Origin of the sequence: Sphingorhabdus sp., from assembly GCF_029865925.1 — a bacterium.
GTDB lineage: Bacteria > Pseudomonadota > Alphaproteobacteria > Sphingomonadales > Sphingomonadaceae > Sphingorhabdus_B.
The window spans coordinates 15,453-37,466 of the sequence record NZ_JARXAI010000077.1; the positions used below are offsets into that span (position 1 = coordinate 15,453).

General features: G+C 55.9%; 26 protein-coding genes. 10 read left to right on the forward strand and 16 right to left on the reverse strand.

The features are described from left to right. Nucleotides 1-121: 121 nt before the first annotated feature. Entirely contained in the window at nucleotides 122-286 is a 165-nt protein-coding gene (locus QE270_RS07655; RefSeq protein WP_300037569.1) for a hypothetical protein, read from the forward strand. On the opposite strand, the gene QE270_RS07660 is transcribed toward QE270_RS07655, so the two are convergent. The 16 genes from QE270_RS07660 to pyrE form a co-directional block, all read right to left on the reverse strand. Beyond that, nucleotides 283-1,038, reverse strand: coding sequence for an SDR family oxidoreductase (locus QE270_RS07660; RefSeq protein ID WP_300037571.1), 756 nt, complete (start codon nucleotides 1,036-1,038; stop codon nucleotides 283-285). The genes QE270_RS07655 and QE270_RS07660 overlap by 4 nt on opposite strands. Next, nucleotides 1,035-1,403 carry a dihydroneopterin aldolase gene (locus tag QE270_RS07665; protein WP_300037574.1) on the reverse strand — a complete coding sequence of 123 codons (369 nt, stop codon included), beginning with the start codon at nucleotides 1,401-1,403 and terminating at the stop codon, nucleotides 1,035-1,037. Before QE270_RS07665 ends, QE270_RS07660 begins: the two co-directional genes overlap by 4 nt. A gap of 8 nt (nucleotides 1,404-1,411) precedes the next feature. After that, nucleotides 1,412-2,290, reverse strand: coding sequence for a class I SAM-dependent methyltransferase (locus QE270_RS07670; protein WP_300037577.1), 879 nt, complete (start codon nucleotides 2,288-2,290; stop codon nucleotides 1,412-1,414). A 2-nt stretch (nucleotides 2,291-2,292) separates the two neighbouring features. Then, nucleotides 2,293-3,699: a threonine synthase gene (thrC, locus tag QE270_RS07675; RefSeq protein WP_300037630.1), complete on the reverse strand. Its 1,407-nt coding sequence runs from the start codon at nucleotides 3,697-3,699 to the stop codon at nucleotides 2,293-2,295. Between the two features lie 41 nt (nucleotides 3,700-3,740). Next, entirely contained in the window at nucleotides 3,741-5,324 is a 1,584-nt protein-coding gene (locus tag QE270_RS07680) for a GMC family oxidoreductase N-terminal domain-containing protein (RefSeq protein ID WP_300037580.1), read from the reverse strand. Nucleotides 5,325-5,392: 68 nt separating this feature from the next. Next, on the reverse strand, nucleotides 5,393-6,289 hold the full coding sequence (locus QE270_RS07685) for a sterol desaturase family protein (protein WP_300037583.1): 897 nt from the start codon (nucleotides 6,287-6,289) through the stop codon (nucleotides 5,393-5,395). 9 nt (nucleotides 6,290-6,298) lie between these two features. Continuing rightward, nucleotides 6,299-6,700 carry a hypothetical protein gene (locus QE270_RS07690; protein WP_300037586.1) on the reverse strand — a complete coding sequence of 134 codons (402 nt, stop codon included), beginning with the start codon at nucleotides 6,698-6,700 and terminating at the stop codon, nucleotides 6,299-6,301. Then, the gene (locus tag QE270_RS07695) at nucleotides 6,697-7,128 is read right to left on the reverse strand and encodes a TIGR01244 family sulfur transferase (RefSeq protein WP_300037633.1); all 432 of its coding nucleotides are present in this window, start codon (nucleotides 7,126-7,128) and stop codon (nucleotides 6,697-6,699) included. The genes QE270_RS07690 and QE270_RS07695 overlap by 4 nt, the downstream gene beginning before the upstream one ends. A gap of 110 nt (nucleotides 7,129-7,238) precedes the next feature. Then, nucleotides 7,239-9,005 carry a DNA helicase RecQ gene (gene recQ / locus QE270_RS07700; RefSeq protein ID WP_300037588.1) on the reverse strand — a complete coding sequence of 589 codons (1,767 nt, stop codon included), beginning with the start codon at nucleotides 9,003-9,005 and terminating at the stop codon, nucleotides 7,239-7,241. Between the two features lie 82 nt (nucleotides 9,006-9,087). Next, nucleotides 9,088-10,851 (reverse strand): ABC transporter ATP-binding protein/permease, encoded by a 1,764-nt coding sequence (locus QE270_RS07705; protein ID WP_300037636.1) that lies wholly within the window; start codon nucleotides 10,849-10,851, stop codon nucleotides 9,088-9,090. A gap of 89 nt (nucleotides 10,852-10,940) precedes the next feature. After that, entirely contained in the window at nucleotides 10,941-11,165 is a 225-nt protein-coding gene (locus tag QE270_RS07710) for a hypothetical protein (RefSeq protein ID WP_300037590.1), read from the reverse strand. Nucleotides 11,166-11,220: 55 nt separating this feature from the next. Continuing rightward, on the reverse strand, nucleotides 11,221-12,282 hold the full coding sequence (locus QE270_RS07715) for an AI-2E family transporter (protein WP_300037639.1): 1,062 nt from the start codon (nucleotides 12,280-12,282) through the stop codon (nucleotides 11,221-11,223). 58 nt (nucleotides 12,283-12,340) lie between these two features. Continuing rightward, complete coding sequence (gene lepB, locus QE270_RS07720; RefSeq protein WP_300037592.1) at nucleotides 12,341-13,279, reverse strand: signal peptidase I; 939 nt, start codon at nucleotides 13,277-13,279, stop codon at nucleotides 12,341-12,343. 5 nt (nucleotides 13,280-13,284) lie between these two features. Then, the gene (acpS, locus tag QE270_RS07725; RefSeq protein WP_300037594.1) at nucleotides 13,285-13,695 is read right to left on the reverse strand and encodes a holo-ACP synthase; all 411 of its coding nucleotides are present in this window, start codon (nucleotides 13,693-13,695) and stop codon (nucleotides 13,285-13,287) included. After that, nucleotides 13,692-14,435, reverse strand: a complete 744-nt coding sequence (locus QE270_RS07730) for a pyridoxine 5'-phosphate synthase (RefSeq protein WP_300037597.1) — start codon at nucleotides 14,433-14,435, stop codon at nucleotides 13,692-13,694. Before QE270_RS07730 ends, acpS begins: the two co-directional genes overlap by 4 nt. Beyond that, nucleotides 14,432-15,013: an orotate phosphoribosyltransferase gene (gene pyrE, locus QE270_RS07735; RefSeq protein ID WP_300037600.1), complete on the reverse strand. Its 582-nt coding sequence runs from the start codon at nucleotides 15,011-15,013 to the stop codon at nucleotides 14,432-14,434. Before pyrE ends, QE270_RS07730 begins: the two co-directional genes overlap by 4 nt. A gap of 228 nt (nucleotides 15,014-15,241) precedes the next feature. Between pyrE and coxB the strand changes: the two genes are divergently transcribed. The 9 genes from coxB to QE270_RS07780 all read left to right on the forward strand — a co-directional run. Continuing rightward, nucleotides 15,242-16,369 carry a cytochrome c oxidase subunit II gene (gene coxB, locus QE270_RS07740; protein ID WP_300037604.1) on the forward strand — a complete coding sequence of 376 codons (1,128 nt, stop codon included), beginning with the start codon at nucleotides 15,242-15,244 and terminating at the stop codon, nucleotides 16,367-16,369. A 13-nt stretch (nucleotides 16,370-16,382) separates the two neighbouring features. Continuing rightward, nucleotides 16,383-18,050 carry a cytochrome c oxidase subunit I gene (ctaD, locus tag QE270_RS07745; protein WP_300037607.1) on the forward strand — a complete coding sequence of 556 codons (1,668 nt, stop codon included), beginning with the start codon at nucleotides 16,383-16,385 and terminating at the stop codon, nucleotides 18,048-18,050. Nucleotides 18,051-18,098: 48 nt separating this feature from the next. Continuing rightward, nucleotides 18,099-19,004, forward strand: coding sequence for a heme o synthase (locus QE270_RS07750; protein ID WP_300037610.1), 906 nt, complete (start codon nucleotides 18,099-18,101; stop codon nucleotides 19,002-19,004). Next, nucleotides 19,001-19,156: a hypothetical protein gene (locus QE270_RS07755; RefSeq protein WP_300037613.1), complete on the forward strand. Its 156-nt coding sequence runs from the start codon at nucleotides 19,001-19,003 to the stop codon at nucleotides 19,154-19,156. Before QE270_RS07750 ends, QE270_RS07755 begins: the two co-directional genes overlap by 4 nt. Continuing rightward, complete coding sequence (locus QE270_RS07760) at nucleotides 19,156-19,716, forward strand: cytochrome c oxidase assembly protein (RefSeq protein ID WP_300037616.1); 561 nt, start codon at nucleotides 19,156-19,158, stop codon at nucleotides 19,714-19,716. The genes QE270_RS07755 and QE270_RS07760 overlap by 1 nt, the downstream gene beginning before the upstream one ends. Nucleotides 19,717-19,758: 42 nt before the next feature. Next, nucleotides 19,759-20,646 carry a cytochrome c oxidase subunit 3 gene (locus tag QE270_RS07765; RefSeq protein WP_300037618.1) on the forward strand — a complete coding sequence of 296 codons (888 nt, stop codon included), beginning with the start codon at nucleotides 19,759-19,761 and terminating at the stop codon, nucleotides 20,644-20,646. A 39-nt stretch (nucleotides 20,647-20,685) separates the two neighbouring features. Beyond that, nucleotides 20,686-21,033 carry a DUF983 domain-containing protein gene (locus QE270_RS07770; protein WP_366142256.1) on the forward strand — a complete coding sequence of 116 codons (348 nt, stop codon included), beginning with the start codon at nucleotides 20,686-20,688 and terminating at the stop codon, nucleotides 21,031-21,033. After that, nucleotides 21,030-21,611, forward strand: a complete 582-nt coding sequence (locus QE270_RS07775) for an SURF1 family protein (protein WP_300037624.1) — start codon at nucleotides 21,030-21,032, stop codon at nucleotides 21,609-21,611. Before QE270_RS07770 ends, QE270_RS07775 begins: the two co-directional genes overlap by 4 nt. After that, the coding region (locus QE270_RS07780; protein ID WP_300037627.1) for a sulfite exporter TauE/SafE family protein at nucleotides 21,608-22,014 on the forward strand (407 nt) is incomplete at its 3' end. The genes QE270_RS07775 and QE270_RS07780, both read left to right, overlap by 4 nt.

The following is a 22,014-nucleotide window of genomic DNA, read 5'->3' on the forward strand; positions in this document are numbered from 1 at the left end:
CGTGATGTGGGAAGCCTCTAAGCTTACGCATCTTGTTCGTTTGGCGGAGCCTTTGGCCGGGCCCTCACGCTGCCAAAACTGCGGCGGATCTGTCCGCTCGCCTCATGCGCTTGAACGCCCTATGGCCAAACAGCTGCCGATAAGCAAGTTATTTGTGGACTTGCGCAATTATCGGTCGCAAGGCGCGGCCGGGTTGTGGGCACGAATGGCAAAGGGCAAAGTGCCGGATTGGCTCGTGCCACTGCCAGTCATGGGCAAGGGCATCCGCGTTTGGCGCGTGCGCTAAAGATGCATGAAGTCGCGGTCGAAGCTTTTCAAATGCGCGCCGCCATCGACAAAAATAACCTGTCCTGTGACATCCTGCGCTTGGGCGAGATAGACCACTGCGTCCGCTACAGCAGAGGGCCATGGCAGCTTGCCCAAGGGCATCATATTGGCCAACCGCACCTCTTGGTCTGCGGTGTAATCATCGGTTGAAATAACAAGCCCGGGCGCAACGCCATTATAACGGGCACGCCCAGCGAATGATGCCGCCATGGACCGTACCGATGCCGCGAGAGCTTGCTTTGATAACGTATAGCTTATCTGATCGCCATGCGGGTTGGCGATACGTTGGTCGAGGATGTTGACAATAGCTGGCCGGTTCGTTGGGCCAGCGGCGCGGACTAAAGCCTGTGCCAGCAAGAGTGGCGCAAACATATTGAGCCTGAAATGCGCCTCCAGCGTTTCAAGCGTCATCGCCTGCCAATCATCCTGCCCGAACATCGCCGCATTGTTCACCAGCAGATCCGGTGTTCGGCCAAAATGCGATGCGATTGCGTCGATGAGCTCGGCTGGATTACCGGTGCTAAGGTCAAAGGTGAAAGCGTGCCATGCGTTATGTTGGGCGTCCAGTGCCGCCGCCAAAGCATCAGTTGGCGGCGCATCCATATGGCTCACCAAAGCAAGGGCGTAACCAGCGCCCGCAAGCTTCGCCGCAATCTCTGCGCCCAGCCGACGCTTGCCACCTGTTAAAATTGCAAGCGGCGCTGCTGTCACTTGCGGCCTCGCGACATTGTTATGCCAATCGCCTCATTCTCCTCGGCAATCGCCAGCTTAACGATTTTGACAACGATGTTGCTGATGCGCGGGTCGTCGGCAAAAAGCGTATCCATGATATGATCGGCAACCGCCTCGATCAGCGTGAAGTGCACGCCCTCAGGCAATTTTGTCGCGGCCTCTTTCAACGTCATATAGTTTTTGGACGCCGACAGCGGTGTGTCCGGCACATAATGTGGTGCCATATCCAGCGTCGTGCTAATCGATATGCGCAGCGGCTGCGGCAAATGCGTTTCCTGGCTGTAAATGCCGGTGAGGACATGAACGACTAGGTCATGCACTTCGAGAATTAGACTGTCGTTCATATTACTCCTTAACGCGACCAGCGGGCGAAAATGGCTGTGGGCAAAAGCATACCCCGGCCTTGTTCGCGTACCGCCAGTTCGCCAAATTCAACCTTGCCGCCAAGGTCCGCAAAATGCGATTCCAATAGTCCGCCCAGTGCCAACGCAGACATGCGTACAGCGTAAACGGTCAAAAACAAAAATTTCGAATTCACGTCGAGCAACTGACGGCAATTGGCGATGAGTTCGGGCAGGTTTTCCTCAAGCCGCCATATTTCACCTTCTGGTCCACGGCCATATTTGGGCGGGTCCAGCAATATGCCGTCATAGCGCTTTTCACGGCGCACTTCGCGTGCAACAAATTTCGCGGCGTCATCAACGATCCAGCGAATGGGGCGGTCTGACATACCCGACATTTCGGCATTGGCGCGCGCTTGGCCAACGGACTTCTTCGACGCATCAACATGGACCATTTGCGCGCCGGCTGCGGACAAAGCGAGGGTGCCAACGCCGGTATAGCCAAACAGGTTCATCGCAACGGGGTCGGCAATACCCGCTAATTGCCAGCGCATCCACCGCCATACGGGGTCCATATCGGGAAAGAAGCCCAAATGACGAAACGGCGTGCAGGATGCCGTAAAATGCACTTCGTCATTCCACGACAGCGGCCAACCATCCATCGGAACGGGTTTGTTGTTATACCAACGTCCGCCACCATCATCGTCTGATCCTGGAACGAACTCGGCGTCGGCAGGCCATTCTTCCAACGCGGGTGCCCACATGGCTTGCGGTTCGGGGCGGATAAAATGGCGGTCGCCATAGGATTCATATTTACGCCCATTACCCGAATCGATCAGCGTATAATCGCTGCGTGGTTCGCTGATGAGGGTGACGAAATCCTGTTCCATGTTCAACGCGTGGCGCGCGCCAGTACATAATCCCGGACGGCATCATATGTGCCGGGCAAAACGTCAAAGCGTTCTTCGCGGTCAAACAATTGCGACACCCGCGCAGGCAAGGCTGGCCGCACGCCCGTTGCCTCTTCCACGGCATCCGGGAATTTGGCTGGATGGGCGGTCGCCAATGTTACCACGGGCACATCGGAACGTATGCCAGCGGTGCGCGCGGCGTGGAGAGCGATGGCGGTGTGCGGGTCGATAATCTGGTCAGTCGCGCCATAAGCCCAGCGCATAGCGGCGGACATCTGCTCGGCATCTGTCCGCGCGCTGGTGAGCAAACTCGCCTTTTTGCGCATTTTGGGCGAAAGTATCATTTTGCCCATTTGTTCGAACCATTTCATGCGGGCGCCAGTTGTGGAGCCGTCACAGCCCTCCAAATCGAAAAGCAGGCGTTCAAAATTGCTCGATACCTGAATATCCATCGACGGCGATGCTGTCGGGGTTACGCCAAGCACGGAATAGTCTCCCTTTGCCAAGGCACGGTGCAAAATGTCATTGATGTTCGTGGCCACAATCAGCCGCTCAATGGGAAGACCCATTTGCGCCGCGACATAGCCGGCAAACACATCGCCAAAATTTCCGGTTGGTACCGAAAACGCGACCTTGCGTTCAGGTCCACCAAGCCGCAGCGCGGCATAGAAATAATAGACCACTTGCGCCATCAGGCGCGCCCAGTTGATTGAATTGACAGCGGATAAGGTTAGCGGACCATTTACATCCTTGTCGTTGAACATCCGCTTTACCATCGCCTGTGCATCATCAAAGCTGCCGCCAATGGCGATGTTATGGACGTTGGGCGCGAGGATGGTTGTCATCTGCCGCCGTTGTACATCGGACACGCGGTTATGCGGATGCAGCATGAAAATTTCCATTTGTGCGCGTCCGGCAACGGCATCAATCGCGGCCGACCCTGTATCGCCCGAGGTCGCTCCAACGATGGTCAGTTTCTTGTCCGTACCCGAAAGAAAGCGTTCGAAAAACTGGCCAAGCAATTGTAGCGCAACGTCCTTGAACGCCAAGGTCGGGCCGTGAAAAAGCTCAAGCAGCCAATGCTGGCCATCCAACTGCACCAATGGGGCAACGGCTTGATGGGCGAAGGAGCCATAAGCTGTGGCGCACAGGCCCTTGAGCTCTGCCTCGTCCAATACACCTGCGGTAAACGGCGCCATGACACGCGCGGCAAGATCGACATAAGACAGGCCGCGCATTGCGGTGATTTCTTCTGTCGAAAATTGCGGCCAATGCCTGGGCACATACAGGCCCCCGTCGCTTGCCAAACCCGTCAGGGTGACGCCTGCAAAATCGAGCGCGTCCGCGTTGCCGCGGGTGCTGATATATTCTGTTCTATTTATCGCCATAACGGGCACGCGGTTAACCGCAGTGCCGCGTTTACGCAAGATTATTGCAAGTCAGCCCGGACAAATTCAGCACATCTTTCGCCGATCATCATGCTGGGCGCATTGGTGTTTCCAGAAACAAGGCGCGGCATGATGCTGGCGTCGGCGACATATAGGCCGTCAATACCCCGATATTTCAGGCGCGAGTCAACGACGTCGCTATCATTTGGCCCCATGCGACATGTGCCCACTGGGTGGTAGACGGTGTCGGCGCGGCTGCGGATTAGGTCGTCCAATGCTGCGTCGTCATTGATATCCACGGGATGCCGGTTTTTGCCGTTATAGACCGCAAGCGCGGGCGCTTCGAATATGCGGTGCATGGCGCGCACGCCGCTGCGCAAAGTCGCCATGTCACGGTCATCGCTTAGGAACGCAGGGTCAATCAGCGGAGCGACGCTGGCGTCCGCAGACGACAGACGCACCGTGCCGCGGCTTTCAGGGCGTAACACACATGCATGGCAGCTAAAGCCATGGCCCTTCACCTTCGAACGGCCATGATCTTCCAGCATCGCAGGCACAAAATGATATTGGATGTCGGGTGCTGGCAAGCTTGCATCCGATCGCCAGAACCCGCCTGCCTCAGCAAAGCAGGTGGTCATCACGCCCGTGCGCTTGAACCTATGTTCGATGATCGCCTTGATTATCTTGCCCGTGCCAGCCAATGAATCGCCGAAGAAATCGTCCTTCGATTGGGTTTCAAAGCTCGAAACATAGTCGATATGGTCTTGCAGGTCGGCGCCAATGGCCGCCTTGTCATGAACGACGTCGACCCCGACGCTGCGCAAATGTTCGGCTGGCCCCATGCCGGACAGCATCAAGATTTGTGGTGAGCCAAATGCGCCCGCCGACAATATGACTGCGCCGCGCGCCTTGATGGTGCGGCGCTTGCGTCCCTGCCGAATGATAACACCAGTAGCGCGGCCATTTTCGACGATGATCTTTTCGGTCAAAGCGCCGGTGAGAACTTCCATGCGATCCCGCGCAGGCTCGACATATGCGCGCGCTGCGGTCCAGCGTTCGCCACCCTTTTGCGTGACTTGATACAGACCAAAGCCGTCCTGCGTTGCACCGTTGAAGTCCGCATTGATGGGCAATTGCAATTCTGCCGCCGCCTCAATGAAGGCAAGGCTGCCGGCTTGTGGCCAACGTTGATCAGAAACAGAAAGCGGCCCGCCCGAACCATGAAAGGCGTCAGGGCCCCGCTCATTATCTTCGCAGCGTTTGAAAAACGGCAGCACGTCATCATAGGACCAGCCATCGCAACCCAAGGCAGCCCAATTATCATAATCATATTTGTGGCCACGGATATACACCATCGCGTTGATCGCGCTTGACCCGCCAAGTCCCTTACCGCGCGGTTGATAGCCCGTACGCCCGTTCAAGCCCTTTTGCGGGACAGTGTCATATTTGTAATTGGACGCATTGCGGATAAACGGCATGAAACCCGGCGTTTTGATCAACATATTATTGTTGGTGCCGCCTGCTTCGATCAGGCAGACCTTATATTTGCCACCTTCGGACAGTCGTCCGGCTGCTGCACTGCCTGCGGAACCGCCGCCGATAACAATGATGTCAAATTCGTCCATTTCACCTGCTCCATCTACGTAGCGCGGTTTAAGCGGGCGATTAACTACTGGCAAGGCAGTAAATAGCCTTAGTCAGCCTTGGCTTGCCGGCTTTGCAACCACTGTGCACGGATACTATCGGATGTGTCCCTGCTGCCATCGTGGCTCCAGCCCGGCGCGCGCCATATATATGAAAATTTATGCCGCCATGGCGCAGACTTCACATCCTGTGCGATGCCAATCCATTCGTGAAACACGCTCCACAACAGGTTGAACGTGCCCAATTGTTTTACAATCCCGTAGCGGATTTTTTCGCCCTCCAGCTCTTCGGTGAATGTCCCGAAGATGCGGTCCCAGATGATGAAGGTTCCGGCATAATTCTGATCGAGATAGCGCGGGTTCGTCGCGTGGTGGACGCGGTGGTGGCTTGGGGTGTTCATGATATATTCGACCCAGCGCGGGAATTTGTAAATTGCCTCGGTGTGGATCCAGAACTGATAAATGAGATTGAACGCGCCGACGAACAACAGCATCGCAGGATGAAAACCCAGAAATGCCAAGGGTATGCGGAAGATAAAACCAAGTGCGATAAAGCCAGTCCATGTCTGGCGCAGCGCGGTCGATAGGTTGTAATGCTGGCTGCTATGATGGTTCACATGGCTTGCCCAGAACCAACGCACGCGATGTCCCGACCGATGCGCCCAATAATAAGCGAGATCATCCAGAACAAAGCATAAGGGCCACGCCCACCAGACCCAGCCGATATCGAAAAAGCGTTGTTCGTATATCCACATAGCAAGGCTGAACACCAAGGCGCCGGATAGCGCGCCTGCAACGGTGCTGCCCGTACCCAATGCAAGTGACGTCAGCGTGTCACGGGGGTCGTATTTCTCTGGCGCACGTCGCCGCACCCAAAGCATTTCTGCCACGATGAGTATGATGAACGCAGGAACGGCGTAATCAATTGGGTTGAAGAGCTCCGGCATATGTGCGTCCTATATTTTTAAATGCCGCAAGCCAGCCGCCCAGTGCGACGCTTGCGAACCCAGATTGAGCGTGACCGATCCAAAGGTTTTTTCCCCTGTACCGACGGTGAGAAAATTCTGGTCCAGGCGGGAATCATTATGTCGGTCGAGCAGCCTTCCCGCCCATTGCACGCCATGGCGGCGGACCAGCAGATGCCTGCCGTCGGCATCGCGCAGGAGCGCGGCGATACCCGCTTTATCAATGGCTATTTCCACCGGATCGAACCCGCAGCAGGTTTCATTGGCAATCTCGCGGGCTTGCTCTTCGCTGCGGATGCGGACGTCACCACCGAGCCGCAGGAACCGCGCAAGCCACGCGATGAACAAGATCGCGGCAATGGACCCCGCCAGCTTGAGCAATTCTGCCGTCACGAAGCACGCCCGCGCAACATATCCATCATCGCGGTTACGGGGGCGAGGTCATAGCCGGCATCCGACGCTTTTTCCGCCAAGGTGGCGGGATGCGCTCCGCGGGATGCGCGGGCCAGCGCCCACAGGAAAGTGGAGCGCGTTCCTGAACGGCAATATGCCAGCACTTTGCCATCGCCCTTGTCCAGCGCGTCTGCCATCGCGGTCACTTGCCATTCTGCAAAGCCGGCATGTGTGACGGGAATGGCCACATATTCCAAGCCAGCGGCCGCAGCTGTTGCTGCGATTTCTGACCCGGAGGTCTGGTCGGCCGATTCATCTTCAGGCCGGTTGTTGATGATCATCGAAAACCCTGCATCGGCGGCGTCGGCAACGTCCGACACGGTGATTTGCGGGGCCGCATAAAATGTATCAGTCACCATCTGGAACATCAGCAAATCCTGTTGTAAAGCCACCTAAAATCGGGCGATCTCTTGGCCCTAAATTAAACTGCAATCGATAACAAGACGGGAGAATAGTTTGATCGGAAAGGCCCTAAAATTCAGTATTGTGCGATCACAGACAGAAATTCCGCGCCATAGGCTTCCAACTTGCGCGCGCCAACGCCGCTGATCCGGCCCAAGGCGTGGATATCGGCTGGCCGCCTCAGTGCCATCTCGCGCAAGGTGGCGTCATGGAAGATAACATAAGGAGGGACGCCAACATTTTCCGCGAGCGCCCGTCTTTTGGCGCGCAAGGCCTCAAACAACGGATTGCCGATTGGATTGTCCGGACGGCCTGCGCTGCGTTTGGCGCTCGGTTTTACAATCGCAATTTGGATTTTTTGGTCACCGCGCATGATCGCGCGTGCATCGCCCGCCAACTTTAGACCGCCATGTTCATTTGCCACTAAGGCGCCGCGCGCCTGAAGTGCACGCGACAAAGGTTTCAGCATCGCGGCCTCTGCCCTGTCCACAATGCCGAAAACCGAAAGCTGGTCATGCCCGAATTGCGTTATCCGGTCGTCTCCATTGCCCATCAGGACTTTTTCCAAATGGCCCATGCCAAACATCTGCCCCGTCCGATATGCTGCCGACAATAATTTACGGGACAGCTCGGTCGCGTCGTGCACATCGGGTGCGTGCAGGCAATTGTCGCAATTGCCACAGCTTTCTGGCGGACTTTCCCCAAAATGCCGCAGAAGCACAGCGCGGCGGCATCCGGGTGTTTCGACCAGATGTGACAATGCAGCAACGCGCGCCAATTCCGCCTCGCGCCGTTCGGGTGGAAGCTCGTTCAACCGCGCGCGCGCGCGCGTGAAGTCACCTGCTGACCATAGCATATGCGCGACCGCGGGGTCGCCATCGCGTCCTGCACGGCCACTTTCCTGATAATAAGATTCGATGGACTTCGGCAGACCAGCATGCACGACGAAGCGCACATCCGGCTTGTCGATTCCCATGCCGAATGCGACCGTCGCGACCATGACCATGTCTTCGGACGACACAAATTCGGCCTGCGCACGGGCGCGTGTTTGCGGCTCCATGCCTGCATGATAAAAAAGCGCCCTGCGTCCTGTCTCCGCGATTTGCGCCGCAATCTTCTCGGTGCGGTCACGCGTTTGGGCGTAGACTATGCCTGCCCCTTGCAACCCCTTTACCAAGGACGCGATGCCGCTGCTTGGGGCGGCTTCGGCGACATAACGTATGTTGGGTCGGTCAAAACCCGCCACCATCACACCATCGCGGGGTATGCCCAATTGTTCGGCGATGTCGTCGCGGGTGTGGGTGTCTGCGGTCGCCGTCAGCGCTAGCCTTGGCACTCCGGCAAAGTTGTCAAGCAACGGGCGTAACAAGCGATAATCGGGCCGGAAATCATGCCCCCATTCGGACACGCAATGCGCCTCATCAATGGCGAATAGCGATATCTTTGTCTCGCGTAACAGGCTGCAGAATTCCTGTCCCGATGCCCGCTCCGGCGCGACATATAAAAGGTCAAGTTCGCCCGCCCTGAACCGTGATATTGTTTCAGCGCGGTTATCGTCGGCGGACGTCAGCGTCGCTGCACGGATACCCACAGCGTCGGCTGCGCGCATCTGGTCATGCATCAGCGCAATCAGCGGCGATATCACGATACAAGTGCCGTCCATGATCACGGCGGGCAATTGATAGCATAAAGACTTGCCTGCGCCCGTCGGCATGATCGCAAGCGTTCGTTGCCCCGCAAGAACGCGAGTCACTACCTGCTCCTGCTGCCCGCGAAATCCGGGGAAGCCGAACAGGCGGTGCAATATATCGGCTGGCGTGGGGGAGGGAGCGACGGAGGCCATGCGGGAGCCCTAGCGCGGCCGCACGGCCAATAACAGAGCCCACTTCGGATTGGTCAAAGACGCTTGTGGATAGCGCGTAATTTTACGCGGCGGGAATGGCGTCCTCCTCGGCCTCGCTTTGCTGGCGCGCCCACATGTCAGCGTAGAGACCATTTTTGCGGAGCAGCTGCACATGTGTGCCTTTCTCGGCAACGCGGCCCGCCTCAAGCACGATGATCTGGTCAGCGTTGACCACGGTCGAAAGCCGGTGCGCGATGATGATGGTCGTGCGGCGTTCCGAAATACGCTCAAGCGTCGCTTGAATTTCCGACTCCGTCCGGCTGTCCAAGGCGCTGGTCGCTTCATCCAATATCAAAAGCGGCGGATTTTTAAGCAAAGTGCGGGCAATCGCCACACGCTGCTTTTCACCACCGGACAGTTTCAACCCGCGTTCACCTACTTTGGCGGCGTATTGATCCGGTAAGGATTCGATAAAGCCATGGATCGATGCACCGCGCGCCGCTTCCTCGATTTCAGCCTGATTTGCGCCTTCGCGGCCATAGCCGATATTGTAGCCAATGCTGTCGTTGAACAACACAGTGTCTTGCGGAACAATGCCGATGGAACTGCGCAGGCTCGACTGCGTGACATCGCGCAAATCTTGGTCGTCGATCGTAACCCGGCCGCCGGTGACGTCGTAAAAACGGTACAGCAACCGCGCGATGGTCGACTTGCCGGCGCCAGAAGGACCAACCACCGCAAGCGTGTGGCCGGGTTTTATCTCGAAACTGACGCCATTGAGGATCTGTCGTTCCGCGTCATAGCCGAAATATACTTCATCAAACACGATAGCCCCGCCACTGACCGCCAGCGCAGGCGCATTTGGTTTGTCCGTTATTTCCGCAGGGGTATCGATGAGTGCGAACATCGCGGCCATATCGGTGAGGCCTTGGCGAATGGTGCGATACACCATGCCCAACATGTCCAATGGCCGGAATAGCTGCGCCAGCAAGGTGTTGACCGTGACGACGTCGCCCGTCGTAAACTGACCCCGCGACCAGCCCCACACAACATAGCCCATGGCCCCCGCCATCATCAGGTTGGTTATGAGCGATTGACCAATGTTCAGAGCGGCGAGCGAGTTTTCCGATTTGACGGCGGCATTTGCGTAATGGTGGACGACTTCGGCATAGCGGCGGGTCTCACGCTTTTCTGCGTTGAAATATTTGACCGTTTCGTAGTTCAATAGACTGTCCACCGACTTGGCGACGGTCTGGGTGTCCAACTCGTTCATTTCCTCGCGCAATTTGTTGCGCCAGTTGGTGATCACGGTGGTGTAGGCGATGTAGCTGACAACCATGATGAGCGTTGCGACAACCATGCCCCAACCAAAAGAAACTTTGAAATAAACCGAAACCAAAAACAGCTCAAGCAATGTGGGCGCGATGTTGAAGAGCAGGAAATAGAGCATGATATCGATGCTCTTCGTTCCGCGCTCAATGACTTTGGTCACTGCGCCTGTCCGCCGGTTCATGTGGAACCGCATCGACAGATTGTGCAAATGGCTGAATACATTTTCGGCCAGACGCCGCGTCGCTTCTTGCCCGACACGTTCAAATACCACGTTGCGCAAATTGTCGAACAACACGCCGCCAAAACGCGCGCCAGCATAAGCCGCGACCAATGCGATGGCGATCGCCACGCTGTCTTCCATGCCCGGAACCATCCGGTCAATGGCCCGGCCGTACACCCACGCCATGCTGAGTTGAATGAGTTTCGAGATAACCACCAGCAGCAAGGCAAAGACGATGCGCACGCGCAAGCCAGCCTCATCCTTCGGCCATAAATAGGGCAGAAAGCGCCGCATGACCGCGAAATCGGGCTTGGCGTCAGAAGTGGGAGCTAATGGAGGCACAGGCGCCCTATAATTAGATTAAAGCAAAGCACAAAGGCCCATCATGTCTTGCCAGACAGCAGCCACCATGTCGCAACACCATTGATGGCCGTATACGCGGCGTATAAAAGTGAAATCGCCAATGACCCTTGGTTCGCGAGCCACAGTGCGCCGATCAGCAAAGCCAGTTCAATGGCATAGCTGCCAAAAGGACTGAAATGCGCACTAAAATAGCGCTTGGTGTCTTCCACAAACGGGTGCCCCGATTCCGTGACTGCCCTGTGCATAAAAAAAATTGGCAATCCCCATCAAAAAGCAGACGGTCAGCAGCATTTTTTGGGTTCACGGCCCTTCGCGGATGCCACGCGCTTCATTACGCGCAGATTGCCGCTCAAGCGTGACTTTGATCATCGCAATGATGGGGTCGGCAAGCGCCAATCCCAATATGCCGAAAAGCGCGCCAAACAGGATCTGCGCGCCCAAGACCAAGGCTGGTGCTAAATCCACCGCGCGCTTGGCCACCATTGGCACAATCAGATACCCGTCGACCATCTGGACGACAAAATATACGAAAACGGCATACAGCCCGACATCTGATCCGGCGGAGAATCCAACCAATATGATCAGCGCACCCGATACGATGGCGCCGATGTTGGGCAGAAATGCGAGCAGGCCCGTGAGCACACCGAGCAACGCGGCCATTGGCACGTTGCCAAGGCTGAGCAATATCCAAGTACCGAAGCCTTCGACCGCCATGCCAAGTAAGCGCCCGGCCATCAGGCGGCGCAAGACGCTACCCATTTTTTCTGCCGTCACATAGAAATGTTCACGCTCTGCCAGCGGCAGCATCCACGCCACGCCGCGTTCATACAGGCGGGGTTCCGCTGCAATAAAAATACCAAGAACCAACATCATCGCAAGATTGGTAATGGCGCTGACTACCGAGGACACGGCTTCTGTTACGCGACCAACGGAATTTAATATCTGCGATCCAAGGCCCTTCACATCTTCAGCGGAGATGTTGAAACCCGCAGCCTCAATCCGGTTGCCGATTGCTCCAATTTGGGTCTCGACAATGGCCTGAAGGCTTGCGGCCTGTGCGGCCAGTTCGGAGCCAGTGAAAACGAACGTCCAATACATGAAGCCGAAAACGGCTAACACCACGATCGTCAGTCGGAAGCCACGCGGAATGGGTAAAATCCGACCGAGGAGACGCGCTCCGCCGTCGAACATTGCGGCGAGAACGACCCCGCCAATGATGAGAAGAATGGGCTGGGCAAGCCAGATGAACGCCACCACCAAAGCAGCCATGCCAATCCAAACCGTGGCGCGCTTAATTTCGGACCGGATAATCGGGTCGTAAAGCTCGGTTGGGCCTACTTCTTCCCGAAAGCTATCGGGCACCCGCGCCTCGGGCTTTTTACGCCGCCGGCGTGGCTTGCTTTGTTCTGGCGCGGGCACGTCATTCACCTTGGCGGACCTTCTTGGGACGTAAACTTGTGCCAGCGCGATCCCCCCGAAGCGAACCTATCCATGTCGCAGGATTAAGGCCCGTGCTGCCATCTACGGAGAATGTGATTATCTCAGCCCGCCCACCAATACGATCCCATGAAACGGGACCGCCAAGGCCGCCAAGTTCCGCAGCTACACGGCTATCGGAGCTATTGTCGCGGTTATCACCCATCAAGAACACATGACCTGCCGGGATTTTGACTGGGTCCATATCATCGGTATCGCCGCGACGCGCATCGATGGTGTCATATTTTGCGCCATTGGGCAGCGTCTCGCGGATTATGGGCAGGTTGCACGTCAAAGCGCCATCATCGCTGCGGGTGAGGGCGCCGGGAAAGTCATATTCATTGCACGGATTGTTGGCGTCTACCGCCAGGGTCAAATTGGGTTGCGTCTCTTGGGGAACGGGTTTGCCATTTAGAAAAACCTGCCCCTCTTTCAACGCAATGGTGTCGCCGGGCAAACCGATGACGCGCTTAATCCAGTCCTGATATTTGCCCTTTGGTGTCAATATGACGATGTCGCCACGTTCGGGCATTTTGCCCCAAACACGCGTATTGCTCTCGGGCAGCGGTACGGCCAGCGCTTCAACCTCTTCCCGCAGCACGAGCCAACGGAAAATGGCTACAGGGTTCGGGATCGTCGGCGATACATGGCTCCATCCGTAGGGATATTTGCTCACAAACAGGCGGTCACCTACCAACAAGGTCGGCATCATCGAGATTGAGGGAATGTAGAACGGCTTTGCTATGAAGCTGTGGAAGGCGAGCACAGCAAGCAACAGCCAAAACATGCCCTTAACCTCCGCCCATGCGGTTGCGGCCCAGCTCTGCTTTTCAGGGGTTGGCGCGGGAGGTGTGGAGGAATTTTCGTCAGTTTCTGTGGTCAAGCTGCTCATGCCTTTTGCATTCTTAATGCCTCTATAATGACAAATGCCTGTGCCCAGGGATGGTCGTCGGTCAGCGTCAAATGGATATGGGCTTCATAGCCTGCTGGAATCATTGCGTCGAGCCGTGCTTTCGCGCCCCCGGTAAGGGAAAGCGTTGGCGCACCGGAGGGTGCATTAACGACGCCAATGTCCTTCATAAACACGCCATGCTTGAATCCGGTTCCCACTGCTTTGGAAAAGGCCTCTTTAGCGGCAAAGCGTTTCGCATAAGTGCCTGCTTTGGTAAACGGACGCTTGGCTGCCTTCGCCCGTTCAAGGTCTGTGAACACCCGGTTTTCAAAGCGCGTGCCAAAGCGTTCAAGTGAACGGGCGATACGTTCAATATTACACAGGTCGGAACCAAGCCCGACGATCACCGGGCAAGGTCCATCAGCGCACGCATTTTGCGCACGCTTTCTTCAAGCCCAATGAAAATCGCCTCGCCAATGAGATAATGCCCGATGTTGAGTTCAGCGAACTGCGGGATAGCGGCAATAGGTTGGACATTATCGAACGTCAGGCCATGGCCCGCATGCGGTTCGATGCCATTTTTGGCGGCCAAAGCAGCGGCGTCAGCAATGCGGCGGAGCTCGACCTCGCGCTCTGCGCCTTCGGCATGGGCGTATTTGCCCGTGTGGAATTCCACGATTGGCGCGCGCAAGCGGATAGCGGCTTCAATCTGGCGGGCATCGGGTTCAATGAACAGGCTAACGCGGATATTGGCGTCGGTGAGCCGGGTAACGATGGGTGCGAGATGGTTGTGCTGGCCGGCAGCGTCTAAACCGCCCTCGGTTGTCCGCTCCTCCCGCCGTTCAGGGACGATGCACGCCGCATGGGGTTTATGCCGAAGTGCAATCTCGAGCATTTCTTCGGTCGCAGCCATTTCCAGATTGAGCGGCAAATTGGTGGCCGCCATTATGCGTTCTATATCGGCATCGCGAATGTGCCGCCGGTCTTCGCGCAAATGGGCAGTAATGCCATCGCCGCCGACGGCTGCGACAATTTGCGCCGCACGCACAGGGTCTGGATGCGCCCCGCCGCGTGCATTGCGAATGGTGGCAACATGGTCAATGTTGACGCCTAGGCGCAGGCGCGGCGCTTTTGCTGCTTCGTTCATATCTTCCGGCTACCGGGCTTAACCGCTTCTGTAGCTGCCAGCTCGGGCGGCAATTCGTCTCCTGCATATGTAGGGAAGTTCAATTCGATTAGTGGATAAAATGGCACGCCAAGTTCAACCGCACCCGCCGAGCGGTCAACCACGGAAGCGGCCGCAATGACAACGCCGCCCGAGGCTTCAATAGCGGCAATGGCCTCACGTGACGAAAGGCCAGTGGTGACGACATCTTCTACCATTAAAACTTTGGTTCCGGGCGCGAGCGAAAAGCCGCGACGCAAACCAAATACACCGTCGGGGCGCTCAACAAACAAAGCATCAACGCCAAGCGCGCGGCCCATTTCATGGCCAATGATAATACCGCCCATGGCGGGAGAAATGACGACTTGCACCTCGCTGCGCAATTCACGTGGGATTTTTTGGGTAATCGCAAGGGCAATCCGCCCGGCGCGCTCTGGGTTCATTAACAACCGCGCGCATTGCAGATAATAGGCACTGTGGCGGCCCGATGACAGCAGGAAATGTCCCTCAAGCAAAGCATCGACGCTACGGAATTCAGCCAGTATTTCATCTTCAGTCATGGTGGGGAGAATTTTCCTTCTTTACCGATGTTGTCTTTTGCATGCGCTGTTTAGCGGATTGCAACGCAAATAGGTAGAAAACTGGAGCAATTAAATGCTAAAAATAATCAATCGACCGCTTGAGGCTTCAGATTAGCGCGACTATAGGTCGCGCCAGTCTGGCACTCTACGGGTCGGTCAGACCAGCGCAAAGTTCCTGCGCCGCACCAAGAATACGGGGCCAAGTTGATGAATATGTTGAAGAAATTGTTGGTATTGCTCGTTGTCCTGACCGCGCCTTCATTGGCGATGGCGCAGCCTGCGAATCCTGCGCCGACGCCAGTAACTAAGGAAGTGGCTGCGCCCGTCGTGGCGACGCCTGCTGCCGTTACTCCGGTTTCACCTGCGACAGAAGCAGCGCCAGCAGCTGCCGCTGCGCCGAAATCCATGGATGGCTCCTTGCCGGGTTACACGCCCATGCGTCCCGACTATAAAAACAGCGTTGGCATGCCAAAGCCTAAAGAAATCGATTTTCAGGAGCAATTCAGCGACAACGGCCAATATGCAAAATGGATCAACAATACGGTTCTTTTGCCAATCATAACCATCATTTCGCTATTTGTTCTCGGCCTTCTGTTCATGGTAATTTTGCGCTTCAACCGCCGTGCAAATCCAGTGCCATCCAAGACAACACACAACACCTTCATTGAGGTTGTATGGACTTTGGTTCCCGTCCTGATTCTGTTGGGCATTGCGTATCCTTCGCTCGATTTGTTGGCGAAGCAGTTCAAGCCAGCTCCAGCCAATGCCGTCACCATTAAAGCGACTGGCTATCAGTGGTATTGGGGCTTTACCTATCCTGATCATGGCGGTTTCGAAGTTGTTTCAAACATGCTCAAGGAAGAAGGCGACGTTGCCAAAGGCGAGCGTTTCCGCACCGAAAATGACGGACCGAAGCTCATGGCTTCGGACAATCGTATGGTTGTTCCTGCCGGGGTGCCGTTGCGCATTCAGACCACTGCCGCTGACGTGATTCACGCATTCGCCGTTCCTTCGCTTTGGTTCAAGCTAGACGCTGTCCCTGGCCGTCTGAACGAAAAATCGCTCACGATTACGAAGCCTGGTGTATATTTTGGGCAATGCTCTGAGCTCTGCGGAGCGCGCCACGCGTTCATGCCAATCGTCGTGGAAGCATTGCCACCCGAAAAATTTGCGGCATGGGTAAAGGCGCAGGGCGGCACAATGCCTGGGGCGACTAAACCTGCACCTGCCGCCGCCGCTCCTGCGGGCGAGAATGTAGCTGCTCCTTTAGCACCAGCTGGCGCCGCAACCCCTATCGACACTGTTGCTGCACCTGTTGCAGCGCCAACTAAGTAAAGAGGCCAAACGGATGACAACCATTGCAGCCACAGGTACAGACCTTCATGCGCATGACCATCATGACGCGGACCACAAGCCGGGCTTTTTCGCTCGGTGGTTCATGTCGACTAACCACAAGGACATCGGCACCCTCTATTTGATTTTTGCTATATGCGCAGGGATCATCGGCGGTGGCATTTCCGGTCTGATGCGGTTGGAGCTTGCTGCTCCTGGCATCCAATATCTTCAAGGTTGGGCATCAATGATGGCCGGCAAGGAAGCGTCGCTTGATGAAGCCTATCACATGTGGAACGTGCTGATCACCGCCCACGGCCTGATCATGGTGTTCTTCATGGTCATGCCCGCCCTCATTGGCGGTTTTGGTAACTGGTTTGTGCCTTTGATGATCGGCGCGCCTGACATGGCGTTTCCCCGCATGAACAATATTAGCTTCTGGCTGACAGTTGTTGCCTTCATCATGCTGCTCGGATCAAGCTTTGTGCCGGGCGGCACGGGATTAGGTGCTGGAACTGGCTGGACGGTCTACGCACCGCTTTCAACCTCTGGCTCGGTCGGTCCGGCTGTGGACATGGCCATTTTCTCGCTTCACCTTGCTGGTGCCGCGTCGATTCTGGGTGCCATTAACTTCATCACCACCATTTTCAACATGCGTGCACCGGGAATGACCTTGCACAAAATGCCGCTGTTCGTGTGGTCGGTGTTGGTCACTGCATTCTTGTTGTTGCTCGCCTTGCCAGTGTTGGCAGCCGCAATTACGATGCTTCTGGTCGACCGTAACTTTGGCGGCGCATTCTTTGATGCGTCTGCCGGCGGTGACCCTGTCTTGTATCAGCATCTTTTCTGGTTCTTCGGTCACCCTGAAGTGTACATCATGATTTTGCCAGGTTTCGGCATCATCAGCCAGATCGTTGCAACCTTCAGCCGCAAGCCAGTGTTTGGCTATCTCGGCATGGCCTATGCTATGGTTGCAATTGGCGTCGTCGGCTTTGTTGTCTGGGCGCACCACATGTTCACAACGGGCATGAGCGTTGACATGAAAATGTACTTTACGGCGGCAACGATGGTGATCGCGGTACCAACAGGTATAAAGATCTTCAGCTGGATTGCAACAATGTGGGGCGGTTCGGTGAGCTTCAAGACACCCATGGTTTGGGCGATGGGCTTCATCTTCATGTTCACCGTTGGAGGTGTGACGGGTGTTGTTCTGGCCAATGGCGGCCTCGACGATAACTTGCATGACACTTATTATGTTGTGGCCCACTTCCATTATGTGTTGTCGCTTGGTGCGGTGTTCTCGCTCTTTGCGGGCTTCTATTATTGGTTCGGTAAAATGTCGGGTCGCCACCTAAATGAATTCCTTGGCCATCTGCATTTCTGGATATTCTTCATCGGCGTGAACGTCTTGTTCTTCCCGATGCACTTCCTCGGCAACTCGGGTATGCCGCGTCGATACCCCGATTATCCAGAGGCCTTCGCTTACTGGAACGGCGTAGCTTCCTTTGGCTATGCGATTATGGCAGTTGGCGTTTTGATCTTCTTCGTCAACGTCATCTGGTCGTTGGTCGCTGGCCGCCGTGCGGAAGACAATTATTGGGGTGAAGGTGCGACCACGCTTGAGTGGACGCTGACAAGCCCTCCACCATATCACCAGTTCGAAACGCTGCCGGTTATCAAGTAACCGGCGGCGGTTCGCTGCTTTGAACGCCTCGAACGTCTGGGAAAAGGCATGACAACCGCAACGCGTGACATCATTTTGCCAGCCGAGTGGCGCGATTTCTGGGCTTTGACTAAGCCTCGGGTCATGTCGCTTGTCGTGTTCACAGCACTGTGCGGACTTTTGGCGGCACCGGGTAGCATTCATCCGGTGATTGGTTTTACCGCGATACTCTGCCTGGCCTTGGGCGCGGGGGCCTGTGGTGCGTTGAACCAATATTTCGAAGCTGACATTGACGCTAAAATGGCACGGACAGCGGGCCGCCCGTTGCCCGCGGGCCGCATGGACCGCGCGTCTGCGCTTAACTTTGGCATTGGCCTTGCCGCTTTCTCGGTTGGTATAATGGGGGTTGCGGTCAACTGGCTATGTGCGGGCCTGCTTGCCTTTTCGATCTTCTTCTACGCGATTGTCTACACTATCTGGTTGAAGCCCAACACGCCGCAGAATATCGTTATCGGCGGCGCTGCGGGCGCATTTCCGCCTGTAATAGGATGGGCGGCGGTAACAGGCGACGTTACGCTTATGCCAGTCCTCCTGTTCGGGATCATTTTCCTTTGGACACCGCCGCATTTCTGGGCGCTCGCCTTGTTTATGAAGACGGATTACGGCGCGGCCGGAATTCCCATGCTCCCCAATGTGAAGGGTCAGCGGGTCACACGTAACCAGATATTCGGGTACAGTTTCCCCATGGCGGCAACGGCAATACTGCCCTTCGCTTTGGCAGAAACAGGGTGGGTCTATGGTGTAGCCTCTGTCGTTCTAAACCTCATATTTTTGGGCCTGGCCTGCCGGGTCTGGAAAAACGAGGCCACCGACGCGGCTGCGATGAAACCGGAAAAGCAACTTTTTGCCTTCTCTATCCTTTACCTGTTTCTCCTTTTTGCAATTTTTGCCTTTGACCGGATGGTAATATCATGAGCCAGAATGAGCCGTCTGCCTACACCGCCGAAGAAACGGCCATTATCCGCAAGCGCCAAGCGGGACGCTCTCGCGTCATGGGTATTGCCTTGGTCGCGCTATGTATTTTGTTCTTCTTAATCACTGTGGTGAAAGTGGGGGTCTGGGGCTGATGGCCATATCCAATGCAAAAACCGGGTTTCTAGCGGCGGCACTTGCGGTATCAATGGTGGGCGTTGGCTTTGCTGCGGTGCCACTGTATCGCTTGTTTTGCCAGGTGACTGGCTTTGGTGGAACAACAATGCGTGTCGATGCTGCACAGGCGGCTACCGTAGCTGTAACGAACAAAACCATGGTTATCCGGTTTGATGCCAATCAGCGCGGCGGCTTGCCTTGGGAATTTAAACCAGAACGGCCAACCGATACCGTCAGCATCGGCGCGAAGGATATGTCGATCTTCCTTGCAAAGAATCTCTCGAACGAGCCAGTAACTGGCACCGCCACGTTCAATGTGACGCCCGAGTTGGCTGGCAAATATTTCAACAAGATCCAATGCTTTTGCTTCACAGAGCAGACATTGAAGCCGGGCGAACAGGTCCGCATGCCCGTGCTTTACTATGTCGATCCAAAAATCATGACGGATCCGAACACCAAAGACATCGAAGAAATCACCCTTAGCTACACTTTCTACCCCGTCGAAAAGCCAAACACGGTGGACCAGGCAGTAAACTGAAGCTAAGCTAATATTAACCGGTAAGACTACAGGGAATTGACCATGGCGGGTGCCAAAAATCACGATTATCATATTTTGCCACCAAGCATCACACCGTTGCTGGGTTCATTTTCGGCCCTGACGATGTTCTTCGGTCTGGTGATGTGGATGCATCCCGAACAGTTTAGCTATGGCAGCCTTGTGTTCGGCCTTGGCTTCATCAGTGTCATGTATACTTTCTATGCGTGGTGGAGCGACGTTATTCATGAGGCCCATGCTGGCGACCATACGCCCGTGGTTCAGCTTCACCTGCGTTACGGCATGATCATGTTCATTGCCTCAGAAGTCATGTTCTTTGTCGCTTGGTTCTGGGCATGGTTCGATTATTCTTTGTTCCCAGTGCCGCTGGAGCTCGTGAAGGACGCAGAAACCCATGCATTCACTGTAACTAACCTGATCGGTCAGGAGGGCGCCGCAGCCTTGATGCAGTGGCCGCCAAAGGGCCTCGAAGTTCTCGATTCGATGAAGCTTCCATTGCTCAACACGCTGATCCTGCTGTGCTCGGGCACCACGGTGACATGGGCGCACCATGCGCTGATCCATGGTGACCGCGAAGGTCTGAAAAAAGGTTTGTGGCTGACGATCTTTCTTGGCCTGCTGTTCAGTAGCATCCAGGCGTATGAATATGCAGAAGCGCCATTTCCTTTCGCTGGCCTGAACTATGGCACGGCGTTTTTCATGGCGACTGGTTTTCATGGCTTTCATGTCATCGTCGGCACCATTTTCTTGGCGGTCTGCCTTGCACGTACCTACAAGGGCCATTTCACGCCTCAGCAGCATTTCGGTTTTGAAGCCGCTGCCTGGTATTGGCACTTTGTCGATGTCGTGTGGCTCTTCCTCTTCATCACCATCTACATTTGGGGTGGCTGGGGCGCACCAGTTCACGCTTAAATGACAGCAGAGCAATCTCCAGAAGGGCGGCCCAGCATATTGCGGGCTGCCCTTTTTGGTCTCTGCCCCAAATGCGGCGGTAAAACGCTGTTTGCGGGGCTTGGCCAGTTTGCGGACACATGTTCGCACTGCAAACTTGATTATAGTTCGTTTAACGTAGGCGATGGCCCTGCGGCATTGCTCACTATGGTGATTGGTGCGCTGATCATTGTCTTCGCTTTGCTGCTCGATTCCGCCGTCCGACCGCCCTTTTGGGTGCATGTCATCATTTGGGTTCCGGTGACCGCCGCATTAACCGTGGTAACGCTGCGGATGGCGAAAGCGGCATTGCTGGCATCCGAGTATCGCAACAAAGCACATGAAGCCGGGAAGGACGATCTGCTATGAAACGCTGGCCGATTATTCCAACGATCATTGTGATCATCGCGGTCGGTATCATGATGGGTCTCGGCGTTTGGCAGCTTCAGCGCAAGGCTGAAAAAGAGGCTTTGCTCGCCCGTTACAACGCCGCTGATGGCCTGCCGGCGGTCACTTGGCCCGTGGTCCCCGATCCCAAGGCATTGCCGTTATTTCGGCGCTCTACGCTGATGTGCGGCAAGGTGCTTAAAATCGAGTCGGTGTCAGGCAGCAATCGTGCTGGCGACGCAGGCTTTGCCCATGTTGCCTCGTGCCAAACAGGCGGCGCTGAAGGCGTAAACGCGAAAGTTGCCATCGGTTGGTCAGAACGTCCGCAATCGCCCAGCTGGAGCGGCGGACTGGTCCGTGGCATCATCGCGCCCGATGGGGTGCAGTTGATTAAGCTGGTGTCGACCGATCCCGCAGATGGTCTGCAACAGCTTGCATTGCCATCGCCAGCGCAAATTCCGAATAACCACCTGTTATATGCCATCCAGTGGTTCATCTTCGCGGCCGCTGGGTCGATCATTTATATCCTCGCGGTGCGGAAGCGCTTGAAAACGCCTTGAATCTGCCCGCCGATACCTATTTCTACATCGTCGCAAGTGCCGCCGTCATATTGGTGGGGCTTGCCAAGGGTGGATTTGCGGGGCTCGGCGCGGCGGCCATGCCGATACTGGCCTTGGTCATGGACCCAGTCGCCGGTGCGGGCATGTTGCTACCCATTTTGATGGTTCAGGATATTGTGAGTGTCTGGGCATTCCGGCGCAATTTTGATCCGCGGACGTTGTTCCTGACCTTGCCGGGCGCAGTCGTGGGCATCTTTTTGGGATGGTTTTTGGCGACCGCGATTAATGCAGACGCCGTTCGCGGCTTTGTCGGCGTCATTGCGCTATCATTTGGCGCCTATCGCTTGCTTCCGCTGTTCGGTGCGCAGCTTAAACTGGCTGGCCCCGTACCCGAGTGGGTTGG